We start from the raw sequence: 14,507 nt of genomic DNA, 5'->3' as shown, positions 1-14,507 counted from the left end.
GGAAGTCCATGCGCAAGTTATCCACAGTACTGACGGTCAGCCTGCTGGCTCTGGGCAGCGCCTCGGCATTTGCCGAGCAAAATTGCGAGACGGTGAAAATGGCCGATCCTGGCTGGAGCGACATCGCCGCGACCAACGCCATCACCGGTTTTCTGCTGGACGGCATGGGCTACAAGGCCAAGGTCGACACCCTCGCGGTACCGATTACTTTCGGCGGCCTGAAGGATGGCCAGGTGGATGTGTTCATGGGCAACTGGATGCCGGCGCAGCAGGGCTTCTACGACAAGTTCATCGCCACCGGTGACGTGACACAACTGGCGAAGAACCTCGACGGCACCGAATTCACCCTCGCCGTGCCGGATTACGTCTGGGACGCGGGTGTGCATAACTTCGCGGATCTGAATACATTCGCCGACAAGTTCGGCAAGAAAATCTACGGCATCGGTTCGGGCGCACCCGCGAACATCTCGCTGCAGGAAATCATCAAGAAAAATGACTTCGACCTGGGCCAGTGGAAGCTCATCGAGTCCAGCGAACAGGCAATGCTCGCCGAAGTGTCGCGGGCGGTGAAGAAACAGAAGTTCGTCACCTTCCTCGGCTGGACCCCGCACCCGATGAACGTGCAGTTGAAAATGCATTACCTCAAGGGTGGCGAAAAGTACTTTGGCGACACCGGCAGCGTGTTTACGTTGACGCGCAAGGGCTACGCCGAGGCGTGTCCGAATGTGGGTAAATTGCTGACCAATCTTTCGTTCACTCAGGAGATGGAGAACAGCATCATGGCTGAGGTGACCAACAAGAAGGTCAGCAATGCTGAGGCGGTGAAGGCCTGGATCAAGGCGAATCCGGCGGTGCTGGACAAGTGGCTGGACGGCGTGAAGACGCTGGATGGGAAGGCTGCCTTGCCGGCGGTAAAAGCCAGGCTCTGATTCACTAGAGGCAGTCGTCTCACCCCGTGGGAGCGGGCTTGCTCGCGATTGCGGTGTCTTTGTCGAATGACCCACCGCATTCACCAGAGGGCACGCTCCCGCACGTTTTACCCTGTTACTCTTGCGCAAACCCCAAACCGCGAGGACCCATGGCCTTCCCCACTCGCCGCTCACTTTTGCCCTTCCTCACCTGGCTGCCCCGGCAAACCCGCGCCAGCGTCGGACGGGACCTGATCGTCGGCCTCAGCGGTGCAATTCTCGCTTTACCCCAGTCGATTGCCTACGCGCTGATCGCCGGACTCCCACCCGAATACGGTCTCTACGCGGCGATCATCCCGGTGTTGATCGCCTGCATGTGGGGTTCGTCGTGGCATCTGATCTGCGGGCCAACGGCGGCGATTTCGATTGTGCTGTTTGCCAGCGTCAGTCCATTGGCCGTGCCAGCGTCACAGGACTACATCACCCTGATTCTGCTGCTGACCTTTCTGGCCGGGGTTTTCCAATGGCTGATCGGTTTGCTGCGCTTTGGCGCACTGGTGAACTTCGTCTCGCATTCGGTAGTACTCGGTTTCACCCTGGGGGCGGCGGTGGTGATTGCCATCGGCCAGTTGCCCAATCTGTTGGGGCTGGATCTGCCGGCCAAAGCCACGGCGCTGGCCAGTTTGATGGATCTGCTGCAACACCTCAGGGCTGTGGATAATCCTTCGCTGGTGCTTGGCGTGGCCACGGTCGCGGTCGGCGTGGTGTTGAAACAATTGCTGCCACGCTGGCCGACGCTGTTGATCACGCTGGTACTGGCCAGCTTGCTGGTTTGGCTGTGGCCGGCAATGTTCGGGCATGTGCACCGGGTCAGCGCTTTTATCGGGCGTCTGCCGCCGTTCAGTGGCTTGCCGCTGGATCTGGACCTGATCCTGCGCCTGCTGCCGAGCGCTGTCGCGGTGGGCATGCTCGGGCTGGTCACCAGCCTGTCGATTGCCCGCTCGATTGCCGCGCGCTCGCAACAACTGCTCGACGCCAATCAAGAGGTTCGGGCGCAGGGTTTATCCAATATCGTCGGGGCGTTCTTTTCCGGCTCGCTGTCGGCCGGGTCGTTTACCCGCTCGGGCCTCAGTTACGAGGCGGGCGCCTGCTCGCCGCTGGCCGGAGTGTTTTCGGCGATCTGGGTGGCGCTGTTTGCGATTTTCGGGGCAGGGCTGATCGCGCAGATTCCCATTCCAGCCATGGCCGGCAGCATTTTGTTGATCGCCTGGGGACTGGTGGATCATCGCGGCATTCGGTCATTGCTGCGGGTCAGCCGCGCCGAGTTCGTGGTCATGGCCCTGACCTGTCTCGCCACGTTGTTGCTGGAATTGCAGACGGCGATTTACGCCGGGGTGCTGGCGTCGCTGTTCTTCTATCTCAAGCGCACTTCACAACCACGGGTGCAGCATTTTCGCGATGGTGAGGACGATGTGCTGCGGGTTGGCGGCTCCATTTTTTTCGGCGCCAGCCATTACCTGCAAGTGCGATTGCAACGCATGCACGGCACGCGGGTGGTGATTGAGGCGCAGCAGATCAACTTCATCGATTATTCAGGGGTGGAGATGCTGCATCAGGAGGCGCGGCGTTTATTGCGGCACAATCGCAGCCTGACGTTGCGCGGTGCGCGGCCGCAGGTGGTGGAGGAGTTGCGCAAGCTCGAAGGGCCGCAGCAGTGTCCGATCCGGTTTGAGGATTGATCCAGGATCGGCGGTGCGGCCATTCGCGAGCAAGCCCGCTCTCACATTTGAAATGCACTCCAACGTGGGAGCGGGCTTGCTCGCGAAGCTTTTAAAGGCCGAGTTGACGACGCAACTCTTGGAGTACTGGCGCCGTGTCGGGCCGCACTGCGCGCCACAAAAAGAACGCCTCGCCAGCTTGCTCGGCCAGCATGCCCAAACCATCCATCGACACCGCCGCGCCGTGTTCACTGGCCCAGCGGCAGAACGCGGTCGGCTCCTTGCCGTACATCATGTCGTAGCACAGGGTCTTGCCCGACTCGATCAGGCTCGGCGCAATAGGCGGCACGTCACCGGTGAGGCTGGCGGAGGTGGCGTTGATGATCACGTCCACCGGCTCCTGCAACCAGTCGAAACCGCTGGCCGATACCGGCCCCAGATCACAGAACAATTCGGCCAGCCATTCGGCCTTCTCCACCGTGCGGTTGGCGATGATCACCGACGCCGGTTTTTCCGCCAGCAACGGCTCCAGCGCCCCACGCACAGCGCCACCGGCGCCTAGCAGCAGGATGCGTTTACCGGTCAGGCTGAATCCGGCGTTCACCGTCAGATCCCGCACCAGCCCGGCACCGTCGGTGTTGTCGCCCAACAGCGAGCCGTCAGCCAGTTTGCTCAAGGTGTTCACCGCGCCAGCACGCTGTGCACGAGCGGTCAGGCTGTTGGCCAGGCGATAGGCGTCTTCCTTGAACGGCACGGTGACGTTGGCGCCACGACCTTCCTGGAAGAACGCCGTGGCACAGCCTGAAAAGTCGTCGAGTGGCGCCAGCAGGGTGCTGTAATCGAGGCTTTGCCCGGTCTGCTCGGCGAACAGCTTGTGAATCATCGGCGATTTGCTGTGGCCGATCGGGTTACCGAAAACGACGTAACGATCCATCAGATGTCCTCAGGCTTGAGCCAGCCAGTCGCGATCTTGCAGGAAGTACTCGGTCAGGCGCGCTTCTTCGCTGCCGGGCTCGGCTTTCCAATCGTAGCCCCAGCGCACTTGTGGCGGCAGCGACATGAGGATCGACTCGGTACGCCCGCCCGATTGCAGGCCGAACAGCGTGCCACGGTCGTAAACCAGGTTGAATTCAACGTAGCGGCCACGGCGGAATTCCTGGAACTCACGCTGTTTTGCAGTGAACGCATCGTTCTTGCGTCGCTGCACGATGGGCAGGTACGCATCGATGTAGGCATCACCGATAGCGCGCATGAAGGCGAAACTGGTGTCGAAGTCCCACTCGTTCAGGTCATCGAAGAACAGGCCGCCGATGCCGCGCGGTTCGTGGCGATGCTTGATGTGAAAGTAGGTGTCGCACCAAGCCTTGTAACGCGGATAGACGTCCGCCCCGAACGGCGCGCAGGCCTGCTCGGCGACGCGGTGCCAATGGATGCAGTCTTCTTCGTTGCCGTAATACGGGGTCAGGTCAAAGCCGCCGCCGAACCACCAGACCGGTTCCTCGCCTTCCTTCTCGGCGATGAAAAAGCGCACGTTGGCGTGCGACGTCGGCACATGCGGGTTGTGCGGATGAATCACCAGCGATACGCCGAGGGCTTCAAAGCCGCGTCCCGCCAGTTCCGGCCGATGGGCGCTGGCCGACGGCGGCAGACCGCTGCCAAAGACATGGGAAAAGTTGACGCCGCCCTTTTCGATCAGCGTGCCGTTTTCGATCACGCGGGTGCGACCGCCACCGCCAGCAGGTCGGGCCCAGGCGTCTTCGACGAAGCGCGTGCCGCCGTCCTCGATTTCCAGCGCGGCGCAGATACGGTCTTGCAGGTCGAGCAGATAGGCCTTTACGGCGTCGGTGCGGGTCGTCATGGCTTCACCTTGAATCGGGCATCACTACGCGGCGCCCCGCAGGCGGGGGGCGACGCAAATGGGCGCGTAGCATACCACCGCAAACCGGCGCACCGCAGTTGACGAAGATCAAGCATGGGAGTTGGATAGGGACCTCACAAAAGCCCCAAGGAGAGCAGGCAGATGGCAAAGCGTATCCAGTTCCGCGCCCACGGCGGTCCCGAAGTCCTCGACTATATTGACTACCAGCCTGCGGAGCCTGGCCCGCAGCAGGTTCGCGTAAGCAACAAGGCCATCGGCCTGAACTTCATCGACACCTACTTCCGCAGCGGTCTTTACGCACCGCCGGCCTTGCCGTCCGGTCTGGGTGCCGAAGGTGCGGGCATCGTCGATGCGGTGGGCAGCGAGGTCACCCGGTTCAAGGTCGGTGACCGCGTGGCGTATGGCAGCGGCCCGTTGGGTGCCTACAGCGAACTGCACGTTCTGCCCGAAGCCAATCTGGTGCACCTGCCAGACGCCATCAGTTTCGAAACCGCTGCCGGGGTCATGCTCAAGGGCCTGACCGTGCAGTACCTCCTGCGCCAGACTTGTGAGCTCAAGGGTGGAGAAACCATTCTGTTCCACGCCGCTGCTGGCGGTGTCGGTTCGCTGGCATGCCAATGGGCGAAGGCGTTGGACGTCAAGCTGATCGGCACCGTCAGCTCCAAAGAAAAAGCTGAGCTGGCCAAAGCCAACGGCGCTTGGGCGACCATCGACTACAGCCACGAAAACGTCGCGCAGCGCGTGCTGGAGCTGACCGACGGCAAGAAAGTCCCGGTGGTGTATGACGGCGTAGGCAAGGACACCTGGCTGACCTCGCTCGACAGCGTGTCGCCGCGAGGGCTGGTGGTCAGCTTCGGCAACGCGTCCGGTGCTGTCGACGGTGTCAATCTGGGGATTCTTGCAGCGAAAGGTTCGTTGTACGTGACCCGGCCGACCCTGGCGACCTACGCCAACAATGCCGAGAACCTGCAACGCATGGCCGATGAGCTGTTCGAGATGATCATCAGCGGCAAGCTCAACGTGGCTATCAGTCAACGCTATCCACTGGCTGATGCAGCGAAGGCGCAGACCGAGTTGTCGGCACGGCGCACCACCGGCTCCACGATCCTGCTGCCCTGACAGCACGCGCTCCCGATGAATCGTCATCGCTTCCTCGTGGCGTCGTCCAACTCAACAAAAAATGGCGTCTTGCCGGCGGCGTTTGTTTGGAAGCCGCTGCGGGCAAGAGCCAGCACCTGCAAGCCCTGTACGCCGGGCAGCCTGAGCAATGCACTCACCTGCACTTCATTGTGCAGCGCCTGTTCGATAGCCGCTTGTGCGCCGTCGTATAGTTTGTCCTCAGCGATGACCACGCACAGGCTCGCACCGCTAGCTCGCCGATGGATCTGTACCTGGACATCGGTGGGGCCCAGTTTGGCCAGCGCTTGCCCAAGTAGGTCCAATACCTGTCGTTGAGTGATGATCGCGCCGCCTAGCTTGATCGTTGTCTCAACCCGTCCCTGGAGTTCCAGCACGGGAAAGCTGCTGCCGCAGGCGCAACTCGATACGTTGCGCAGGATTCGCCCGCGATCACCCATTCGATAACGCAACAGCGGCACATGATCGGGCAGCAGCGGCGTCAGCAGAAACTCACCGCTGTTACCATCAGCCACCGCTTGTAAAGTCAGGGGATCAACCACTTCGATCAGCATCGCGTCGGCGTGCAAATGATAAAAGCCGTGCTCAAGATGAGCGCACTGAAAGCCGATGGGGCCGGTTTCCGTCGAGCTGTAGCCCAGCGACCGGATCTTCAGCGCCGGCCAGTCCCGGGCCAGTTGCTCGCGCAGCGGTTGACTGCAGGGTTCCCCGATATAGTAGAGCCATCTCAGACTGGCCAACTGTGCCGCATCAATATCGTTGTGGTTGAACAGCGCCGCTGCCAGGGAAGGGGTACAAATCAGCGCGTCGGCCGCTTGTGACTCGATCAGCTCGGCAATCCGCTGGACGCCCATCAGTGATCCGGCTGGCAACAGGCGCGCACCGATATGCTGGACAAGGGCCGCCGCATATTGAAAGGCACCCTGCATTTCGCCGGCGGTCAGACCGTTGATGACCACGCCTGGACGTTCATCTTCCCCCCCAAACATCCGCGCTCCAAGCGGCACGATACCGGCGTTGAACGCCCAGGAATGCGTGATGTGTTTACGGTTGCCGGTGCTGCCTCCTGACGTCAGGGTCAGCCCGCCGCCCGGCGTACGGTGAGAAGCCTCGCCAAGTACGGAGAACAGCACACCGCCAGATTCATCCTCCACCGCTTGAATCGGCAGAAGATGCAGGTCCTCCAGGGTCTGTACTTGCAGGATCTGCGGACACAACGCACAGAACCACGGCAGAGAGCGCGCGTAAGCCAGTTTGCGTGCAAAGGCTTGGTCAGTAACTATCCGATCATCGCTCATCGTCACGCCCTCCCTGACGAATGCCTAACTCATCGAACCCGCTCCTGACCGCATCGGCCAGACATTCCAACTGCCCCTCACTGTGATTCGCGCTGATGGCCAGACGTAAAATCGCCTCGCCCTTGGCCACCACCGGAAATAACGCGGTTGTGACAGCGATGCCCTGCCGACGCAGGTGCAATGCCAGACTGATTGCATCGCGCTCGGCCCCCACACGGACGAAACGAATGGGTGATGCGATTTCATGGTTGCCCAGCACCGAACCGAGCAGAGTGTCGATCCGGGCAACATTTCTCCACAGGGCAGCCTGTAACTGACCGAGTTCCGGCGAAAGGTGAATTTTCCCGGAGGCAACCGCCGCGCCGACACCGCCCATCGACAGTGGCCCACCGAAGGTATAGGTCGACGCATGGCGCCGAATCATCTCGGCATCGCCGGCCGTGAGCAGGGTAATCGCCCCGCCGGTCGCACCAAATGCCTTGGACAGCGATGACAGAAGGATCAAACGATCGCGCAGTCGCTTATCGGCAGCGACCAATGCATAACCACCACCTGCCACCCCATGGATCGAGGTGCCATGGGCATCATCGGCATAAAGGTAGCCTTCAAAACGCTCGGCCAACTGCAACAGTCGTTTGATCGGATAAAGGCCGCGCATCGAGCCAATACTGTCGGTCAGGATGATCGGTGTATTGCCAGCCGCCACCGCCGTTGAACATGCCTGCTCGACCTGCTCCACATCGCTGCAATCACAACGCCGTACAGGGCCGAACTGCCACAGAATCCCTTGTAGCACTTGCATCGAGGCATGGGCCGCCCGGTCGACTATCCAGCAGGGACCACGACGCAACGGATAAGACGGCAACTCGCCGGAACCGAGCAATGGCAGGCAGCCCAAATGCGCGCTGCCCACCGAGTTGAAGGTGACCGTATGGCCCTGAAATATCTGGTCCAACTGCTTATCCAATTGACGCATCGGCGGCAGCAGCGCCCGGGTTCTTGCGGCCGCAAACTGCACACCGAAAGATTCGACGGCGTCCACCGCGCCTTGAATAAGGCGGGGGTCGCACTCAAGCCCCAGGTAGGAGCATGAAAGGAACTCGGTGAGTCGTTCGCCGCTGCTCAATTCGATGTCCTTGCCCTCGCGCCTCATCAGTTTCAGGCCGTTGAGCCCTGCCTGGAACAACTGCTGCTGGTCGTCACGCGCCTGGCGGACACGGTTTTTGACCCAATTGACGGTCGGTTGTTGAGTATTCATCGGGATACCTGCGAAAGGGTCCGGCGATAGACCTGTACACGCCAGAGCTGGGTTTTTTCTTGTGCGATCGCTTTCTGGAACTCGGCAGTGACATCGCTGAAACCTGAACAATCGGGTTGAACCACATGCAAATGGCCACGCATGACCGTCAAAGCCTCATCGGCCAGAGACGGGCGCAATCGCTGCAAAACACGGGTGCCAGCGGCTTCGGGCAAGAACGAGGGCACGTCGGAGAGCGAGACGAAATCAACATCCGCGTGCATGGCAACACAGTCGAGCATGTCGGCCTGTACTACGTGCAACTCGCACTGCTGAAGTGCCTCACGGGCACGCTTGAAAATCTTCGGATCGCACTCAAGCGGAAAACCTTGCCGATAGCGCAGTTCACCGAAAAACAGCATTTGCAGGAAAAAGCTCTCGCGCACGACCTGAGTGGTGAACATCGCGTGGAAAATCTTCAGATACGCCGCACGGGAACTGATGCCCAGGTTGTTGGGTGGAAACGAGCCTTTGTAGAGAAGGGAATTGAGCACGGCTGCATTGCCCAGCAGGGCGATCACAGCCTTCCAGCGCTTGAGTGGAAAGCGGGTTAGGTAATATTGCGTTTGCTCGCCAAGATCGTTGTGTTCAAAGATGCCTCGACCCGCTTTGCCGGTAAAAAGTCGATTGACCATCGCCAACCGCTGCAGGGCCTGCTCGAAGGCGCCCATGTAGATCGGCGCTTGCCATTGACGGGACTGGAACAACTCTGACAGCCAGCGGCGATCGGTCCGGGGCAAATCCAGATGCTGAAACAGGGACTGGCGTTGTTTGGCCAAAACGTCTGTCCGGTAACCCATGAATGCCATGAACGACTCATGATCGGTCTGTTGCAGCAGGGCAAACCGCAACCGCGTGAACGCCAGTTGGGGCGCACTGATATCGGTACAGGTCATCCGCACCGGCCTGCGGGCCAGCAGCGGTAGAAGACGTCCGCCACTCCCGGCGACACCCACCACATGCCTGGCACGTTGGGGCAGGATCGCGTATTCAAGCGCGGTGTCTTCATCCCCCAGTGCATAGTTCAGACGATCGAAATAGTCAGCCATGCGGGTTTCCCTCCGCCAGCCCTGAAAATCGAAGTGCGGACTTCATGATTTATCCAACGCGTGAAGGAAGTCATAACGCGGCGCGCGGCCGTTTTGCCAGGCTTCATACTGGTCATAGACGGCTTCAAGCATGTTGCCGGTCAAGCGCAAACTGGTCTCCATGACAGTCGCAATGGCATCCCAGTCGGACTGAGATTTACACGTGCGCTGCAGGATGAGTTTTATTTCATGGAAGTGTTCGACATCAATATCGGAGTGCGCCATGAAGAACGTCAACTGAGCCGGCTTTAGCGAGAGTGTCTCGCGCAGGCTATTAATCAGCGGATTTATGAAATGATAGGCATTTTCTGCCCAATAACTGTATCCCAGCCGTTGTAGCGAATTGCCGGTAAAGGAAATCCAGTATAAATAAGCAATCAGCACTTCAGTTTCCGGAGCTGCCGGCGGAATCTTAAAATCTTCACTCTTTAGACCAAGACTCATGACATCATGCAACGCCATTTTTTCATGGCCGACTTCTTGCGCCGCATGTTCAAAACAGAACTTTGCATAAACCGGATTATCGGCATGTCGCACCCCCACCAGACCTTGGTTTCGTGCGTTATGTGCGGTGTAGTGAAAAGTTTCGATCATGTAGATTGCATATAACGCTTTGGAAACACTGCCCTCGCGTATAGCTTTTACCAGCCGTGAATTATTCAGGATTGCCGCCCACGAACTTTCGATTCGTTCATCAAGCAGGCTCAACTGTTGTTCAAAATTGACGGGCGTGATCATCGTGGCTCTCCAGGTGCAGGGTGGTTGTATGGGCAGGTTGTTGCACGGCGGCGAAAACTTGCTTCCATTGCGCTGACAGCAGCCAGTAATCGCCGCGGGCGCGTTGTTCGATATGAAGGGCCTCAGAGGTAATCGGTGTCAGACCGAACCGTTGGAACAATCGCCGTTGTGGCGATCGGCAAAGTGCGACGACACCCTCATGACCGCGCGTGATGGCCCACTCTGTGGCGGCCGCCAGCAGACAGTTGATCGGAACCGGCAGATGGTTTTGCGAGAGAGTGATCAACCGGCTGAACTCGACATAGCGCGATAGCACCATGGTGGGAGCAACATGTTGCTGCGTCAGTGACGCCCATTCGAACGGCGATGGAGTCACTCTTAATACCGCCACCAGTTGCTCATGTTGATACAGTAAAAAATGAGTACTGCGCGACACTATCGCCAGCTTCTTTTCAAGCAAAACAGCCCTTGATGTCAGCATGTAATGCTGTAATCGAAGCCGAAATTGACGACCAATAAATCGTTCGAACTCTCGCGTGTCTGATCCCGCTTCAAGAATAACGACACGACAATTTTCATGGCGATCATTCAATTCCGCCTGAAGTGACTGAAGATAATCCGTTAATTGTAAATCCGTAGTATCCATTCCTTCTCCGCAGACGTTAACTTATCGAAGTTTTCTGAGCGCATTGAAATAATGGATGCTTTTGGAAATATCGCCACCGCGCGATTTCTGATAATGACGTGGGAAAAGTTACCTGTTTTTAATACTTGGCGACAAGTCTGACGTAAGCGGGAAAAATATAAACAACAAACTGTTGAAATTTGTTAGTGACTCGAAAGATAAGTCGTAGGCATATGCAGCCCTCCTCGCCCTATAAAGGCGAGGAGGACTCATACTATCGATTGAGAGGGGGCGTCAGTCGGGACGAATGACGTTGCCGGTGGCCAGATCACGGATGACGCTGGGGTTCTTGCGTCCACCCAGTTCCCCGCCCAGCACCAGATCGATCTGCCCACGGAAATACTGTTCGACCCGCAACCTCGTGCGCGCCGCCGGACGCCCTTGTGGGTTGGCCGAGGTCGAAATCAGCGGCCCGACCATCGAGCACAAGTCGCGCACCTGCGGATGATCGCTGACCCGCAACGCCACGGTGTCGTGTACACCCGTAACCCACTCAGGCAGCAGGTTCTGGTGCGGCACCAGCCAGGTGTTCGGCCCTGGCCAGGTGCTGGCCATGCGGTCGATCCACTCCTGCGGGAAGTCTTCGAACAGAAAGTCGAACTGGCGGATGTTGTCGGCGACCAGAATCAGGCCCTTGTCGACCGAACGATTCTTGATCGCCAGCAACCGATCCACCGCCTCTTCGTTCCACGGGTCGCAACCCAGTCCCCAGACGGCTTCGGTTGGATAGGCAATCACCGCCCCGGCACGAATCTCTCGTGCGGCTTGTTGCACACGCCAACTGTTGACCATGAAAAACTCTCCGCAAACAGGTTTCGCGCAGTTTACCGATCTTCCCTGTAAAACCTAGCGTGTCCTCGCCAACCAGCGACCGTTTTCACACACTGCACGGCCGTCCATTTCCAGTTCGGTCAGTGCCGCCAGCACTTTGGGCAAAGCCCAGCCGCTGCTGGCGACCAAGGCTTCACTGGTGTGTGGCGCCGCGTGGAGCAGGCGCAGCAGTGGGTGATCGGTTTTCGGGGTGTCGGTGGATATCGGTAGACGCTGCCAGCCACGCAGCGCTTCAAGAATATGTTCGATGGTTTCCACCAGCACCGCGCCATCGCGGATCAACTGGTGACAACCCCGCGCACCGGGGTGATGAATGGAGCCAGGAATGGCGTAAACCTCGCGCCCCTGCTCCGCCGCCAGCCGCGCGGTGATCAACGAACCACTGGCGACACTTGCCTCCACCACCAATACACCAAGGGACAAGCCACTTATGATCCGGTTACGTCGCGGGAAGTTGCTCGCGCTCGGTCCGGCGTCCAGCGGGAACTCCGAAAGCACCGCGCTGCCCGAGGCAATCATTGTGTCAGCCAGTCGCCGATTGCGCTGTGGATAAAAATTTTCCAGACCCGTGCCAAGCACGCCGACCATCTGCCCTCCCACGTCCAGTGCCGCTTGATGCGCGGCGGCATCAATACCCAACGCCAAGCCACTGTTGATGACAAAACCAGCCCCGGCGAGGCTGCGGGAAAACGCCGCCGCTGTGTCCATTCCCGGACGCGAAGCGCGTCGACTGCCCACCATCGCCAGTTGCGGTTTCTCCAGAATAAGCGGATCGCCAGCCACGAACAGCAGCGGTGGCGGATCGGGAATCTGTGCCAACAAGGCCGGGTAATCCGGTTGATCCCACATCAGCAAATGCTGACCTGGGCGCTCTAGCCAGCGCATTGCATGACTGGCGCCCTCGCGCACTTCAAGACAGCGCCGCGCTTCAGCGCATGCCGCTGGCAAACCCAGCGAGCGCCAGGCGCTTGCCGGGGCGCTGATGGCTTTGGAAGCCGAGCCGAAGGCTTCGAGCAATTTGGCAAACCGCTTCGGGCCGATTTCCGGCAAGCGGTGCAGGCGCAGGCGCGCTTCCAGTTCCGCCGGGGAAACGGGCGTACAGACAGACATCATCATGGATCATCCTTGATCGTTATAAGCCCCGAACCATTCGGAACAAGCTGTGGATAACTCTGTTGGTAACTTGTTGGGCACGCTTACGGATTGCGCACCTTGTCGAGCACCGCCAGCGAGCGCGATGCGTTGAGCACGAGGCCGTAGCTGAGCTTTTCGTAGGTGCGGAACACCATCAGCAATCCGGCGCGTTCGTCGGGAATTTTCAAGGGTTGGCCGGTGATGCGGTCACGCACGGTTTCCCCGGTTTTCATCACCACCAGCACATTGCCTTCGGCCAAACCATCGCGTTTGCCCTTGTTCAGGGTGACCACGTCCATCACACCGATCTGGGTGACGCCGCGGGGCACGTCGATGATCACCCCGTTGATGTTGCTGGCCGGGGCGCTGGGCATGAAGGTCGAATTGATCGAACGCTCTTCGCCGCTGAACAAACGGTCGCCGAGGCGCACTTCCTGAGTGGTGCGTTGCAGGGCGAGGGTGGCGACGTCGCCTTCGGTGGCAACGATTTCACCACCACCGATGTCGTCGGCGTTGACCCCCAGAAACTCCTTGGTCTGCGGATCGGTGTAGACCTTGCCCTGGCGGAAAATCCCGTAAACCGGCTGGTTCGGGTCGAAATGGCCGCGAGCGAAGATGCGGTCTCCGGTGCCGCTGAGCACCCGTTCGGCATCACCGGCAACGATGTACGGCGCCTTGTCGAAGTCCTCGACCTTGTCGACGATGCGGTTGCTCAGCAGAAAACTGTTGATCGATTTCAGTGGGATGCTCGGAATCGCCTCGGCCACCGGGCTGGTGCGAATTCGTGGCGACAGCTTGATCGTGCCCCGTGACTCGCCACGGTTGAGGGTCAGTTGCGGCTGGCCGTTGACGTAATTGAGCGTCAGCGTGTCGCCGGGGTAGATCAGGTTGGGGTTTTCAATTTGCGGATTGGCCCGCCACAACAGTGGCCATTGCCAGGGCTCACGCAGGTATTTGCCGGAGATATCCCAGAGGGTATCCCCCGAAACCACCGTGTATTGCTGTGGAAAAACATCCCTGAGTTGCACTTGCCCTTGCGCCACGCCGGCCGAAGCCAGAAGCAGCAGGGCGAGTAGTGTTTTCCTCATGCAGCGAATCCCTTTATCATGTGCGTTCGCGTGAACCGTCAGAGCCCCCGTGGCTCGCTACTGCAAACTGCATTAGCTACGCTTCACAACGGTAGCCTGCATCTTCGGACCTGCCAGGCCATCGACCCGACTTTACTCAATACGTGCAGCAATCAGCCTATGGCCATTTTAAACATCCTCGAATTTCCGGACCCGCGTCTGCGTACTATCGCCAAGCCTGTGGCCGTAGTGGACGACGAAGTGCGTCAGTTGGTCGATGACATGTTTGAAACAATGTATGAAGCGCCGGGCATCGGCCTCGCCGCGACCCAGGTCAATGTGCACCAACGTATCGTTGTGATGGACCTTTCCGAAGACCGCACCGAACCACGGGTATTCATCAACCCCGAGTTCGAATCGCTGACCGAAGAAATGGATCAGTATCAGGAAGGCTGCCTCTCGGTGCCGGGTTTCTACGAAAACGTCGACCGCCCGCAGAAGGTCAGGATCAAGGCGCTGGACCGCGACGGCAAGCCCTATGAGCTGATCGCCGAAGGCCTGCTCGCCGTGTGCATCCAGCACGAATGCGACCACCTCAACGGCAAATTGTTCGTCGATTACCTGTCCACGCTCAAACGCGACCGGATCAAGAAGAAACTGGAAAAGCTGCATCGCCAGAACGCTTGATGCCCCTCTTCAAAGGCTTGCTGCGGCAAGCCTTTTTCTT

The 14,507-nt window shown here is 59.2% G+C and carries 14 protein-coding genes; 4 read left to right on the top strand and 10 right to left on the bottom strand.

From position 1 onward, the window contains the following. The first annotated feature begins 8 nt into the window (after nucleotides 1–8). Nucleotides 9–929 (top strand): choline ABC transporter substrate-binding protein, encoded by a 921-nt coding sequence (gene choX, locus AACY18_RS16460; RefSeq protein WP_339432341.1) that lies wholly within the window; start codon nucleotides 9–11, stop codon nucleotides 927–929. 149 nt (nucleotides 930–1,078) lie between these two features. Further along, the gene (locus AACY18_RS16455) at nucleotides 1,079–2,647 is read left to right on the top strand and encodes a SulP family inorganic anion transporter (protein ID WP_339465401.1); all 1,569 of its coding nucleotides are present in this window, start codon (nucleotides 1,079–1,081) and stop codon (nucleotides 2,645–2,647) included. A 91-nt stretch (nucleotides 2,648–2,738) separates the two neighbouring features. Here the strand turns inward: AACY18_RS16455 and aroE are convergent, their stop codons facing one another. Both aroE and hemF read right to left on the bottom strand, forming a co-directional pair. Further along, the gene (gene aroE, locus AACY18_RS16450) at nucleotides 2,739–3,560 is read right to left on the bottom strand and encodes a shikimate dehydrogenase (protein WP_339432339.1); all 822 of its coding nucleotides are present in this window, start codon (nucleotides 3,558–3,560) and stop codon (nucleotides 2,739–2,741) included. Nucleotides 3,561–3,569: 9 nt separating this feature from the next. After that, nucleotides 3,570–4,484 carry an oxygen-dependent coproporphyrinogen oxidase gene (gene hemF, locus AACY18_RS16445; RefSeq protein ID WP_339432338.1) on the bottom strand — a complete coding sequence of 305 codons (915 nt, stop codon included), beginning with the start codon at nucleotides 4,482–4,484 and terminating at the stop codon, nucleotides 3,570–3,572. Nucleotides 4,485–4,646: 162 nt separating this feature from the next. On the opposite strand from hemF, the gene AACY18_RS16440 reads away from it, so the two are divergent. Beyond that, nucleotides 4,647–5,624: an NADPH:quinone reductase gene (locus AACY18_RS16440; RefSeq protein ID WP_339465400.1), complete on the top strand. Its 978-nt coding sequence runs from the start codon at nucleotides 4,647–4,649 to the stop codon at nucleotides 5,622–5,624. Nucleotides 5,625–5,647: 23 nt separating this feature from the next. On the opposite strand, the gene AACY18_RS16435 is transcribed toward AACY18_RS16440, so the two are convergent. The 8 genes from AACY18_RS16435 to AACY18_RS16400 form a co-directional block, all read right to left on the bottom strand. Beyond that, nucleotides 5,648–6,859 carry a phenylacetate--CoA ligase family protein gene (locus AACY18_RS16435; RefSeq protein WP_339465398.1) on the bottom strand — a complete coding sequence of 404 codons (1,212 nt, stop codon included), beginning with the start codon at nucleotides 6,857–6,859 and terminating at the stop codon, nucleotides 5,648–5,650. A 70-nt stretch (nucleotides 6,860–6,929) separates the two neighbouring features. Then, the gene (locus AACY18_RS16430) at nucleotides 6,930–8,198 is read right to left on the bottom strand and encodes an aminotransferase class I/II-fold pyridoxal phosphate-dependent enzyme (RefSeq protein ID WP_339465397.1); all 1,269 of its coding nucleotides are present in this window, start codon (nucleotides 8,196–8,198) and stop codon (nucleotides 6,930–6,932) included. Continuing rightward, on the bottom strand, nucleotides 8,195–9,286 hold the full coding sequence (locus tag AACY18_RS16425) for a DUF3419 family protein (protein ID WP_339432334.1): 1,092 nt from the start codon (nucleotides 9,284–9,286) through the stop codon (nucleotides 8,195–8,197). The genes AACY18_RS16430 and AACY18_RS16425 overlap by 4 nt, the downstream gene beginning before the upstream one ends. A 42-nt stretch (nucleotides 9,287–9,328) precedes the next feature. Further along, nucleotides 9,329–10,063 carry an iron-containing redox enzyme family protein gene (locus tag AACY18_RS16420; RefSeq protein WP_339465396.1) on the bottom strand — a complete coding sequence of 245 codons (735 nt, stop codon included), beginning with the start codon at nucleotides 10,061–10,063 and terminating at the stop codon, nucleotides 9,329–9,331. Beyond that, on the bottom strand, nucleotides 10,041–10,709 hold the full coding sequence (locus tag AACY18_RS16415; RefSeq protein ID WP_339465394.1) for a hypothetical protein: 669 nt from the start codon (nucleotides 10,707–10,709) through the stop codon (nucleotides 10,041–10,043). Before AACY18_RS16415 ends, AACY18_RS16420 begins: the two co-directional genes overlap by 23 nt. 273 nt (nucleotides 10,710–10,982) lie before the next feature. Beyond that, on the bottom strand, nucleotides 10,983–11,540 hold the full coding sequence (locus AACY18_RS16410) for an L-threonylcarbamoyladenylate synthase (RefSeq protein ID WP_339432331.1): 558 nt from the start codon (nucleotides 11,538–11,540) through the stop codon (nucleotides 10,983–10,985). A gap of 54 nt (nucleotides 11,541–11,594) precedes the next feature. Then, nucleotides 11,595–12,695, bottom strand: coding sequence for a DNA-processing protein DprA (dprA, locus tag AACY18_RS16405; protein ID WP_339465392.1), 1,101 nt, complete (start codon nucleotides 12,693–12,695; stop codon nucleotides 11,595–11,597). A gap of 80 nt (nucleotides 12,696–12,775) precedes the next feature. Next, nucleotides 12,776–13,801 carry a LysM peptidoglycan-binding domain-containing protein gene (locus tag AACY18_RS16400; protein ID WP_339465391.1) on the bottom strand — a complete coding sequence of 342 codons (1,026 nt, stop codon included), beginning with the start codon at nucleotides 13,799–13,801 and terminating at the stop codon, nucleotides 12,776–12,778. Between the two features lie 159 nt (nucleotides 13,802–13,960). On the opposite strand from AACY18_RS16400, the gene def reads away from it, so the two are divergent. Next, on the top strand, nucleotides 13,961–14,467 hold the full coding sequence (def, locus tag AACY18_RS16395) for a peptide deformylase (RefSeq protein ID WP_339432328.1): 507 nt from the start codon (nucleotides 13,961–13,963) through the stop codon (nucleotides 14,465–14,467). Nucleotides 14,468–14,507 lie beyond the last annotated feature (40 nt).

It is taken from the genome of Pseudomonas sp. EA_65y_Pfl2_P74, assembly GCF_963970575.1.
Taxonomy (GTDB): domain Bacteria; phylum Pseudomonadota; class Gammaproteobacteria; order Pseudomonadales; family Pseudomonadaceae; genus Aquipseudomonas; species Aquipseudomonas baetica_A.
Note: the sequence above shows the minus strand (reverse complement) of the source record. Positions and strands in the feature narration are given on the sequence as shown.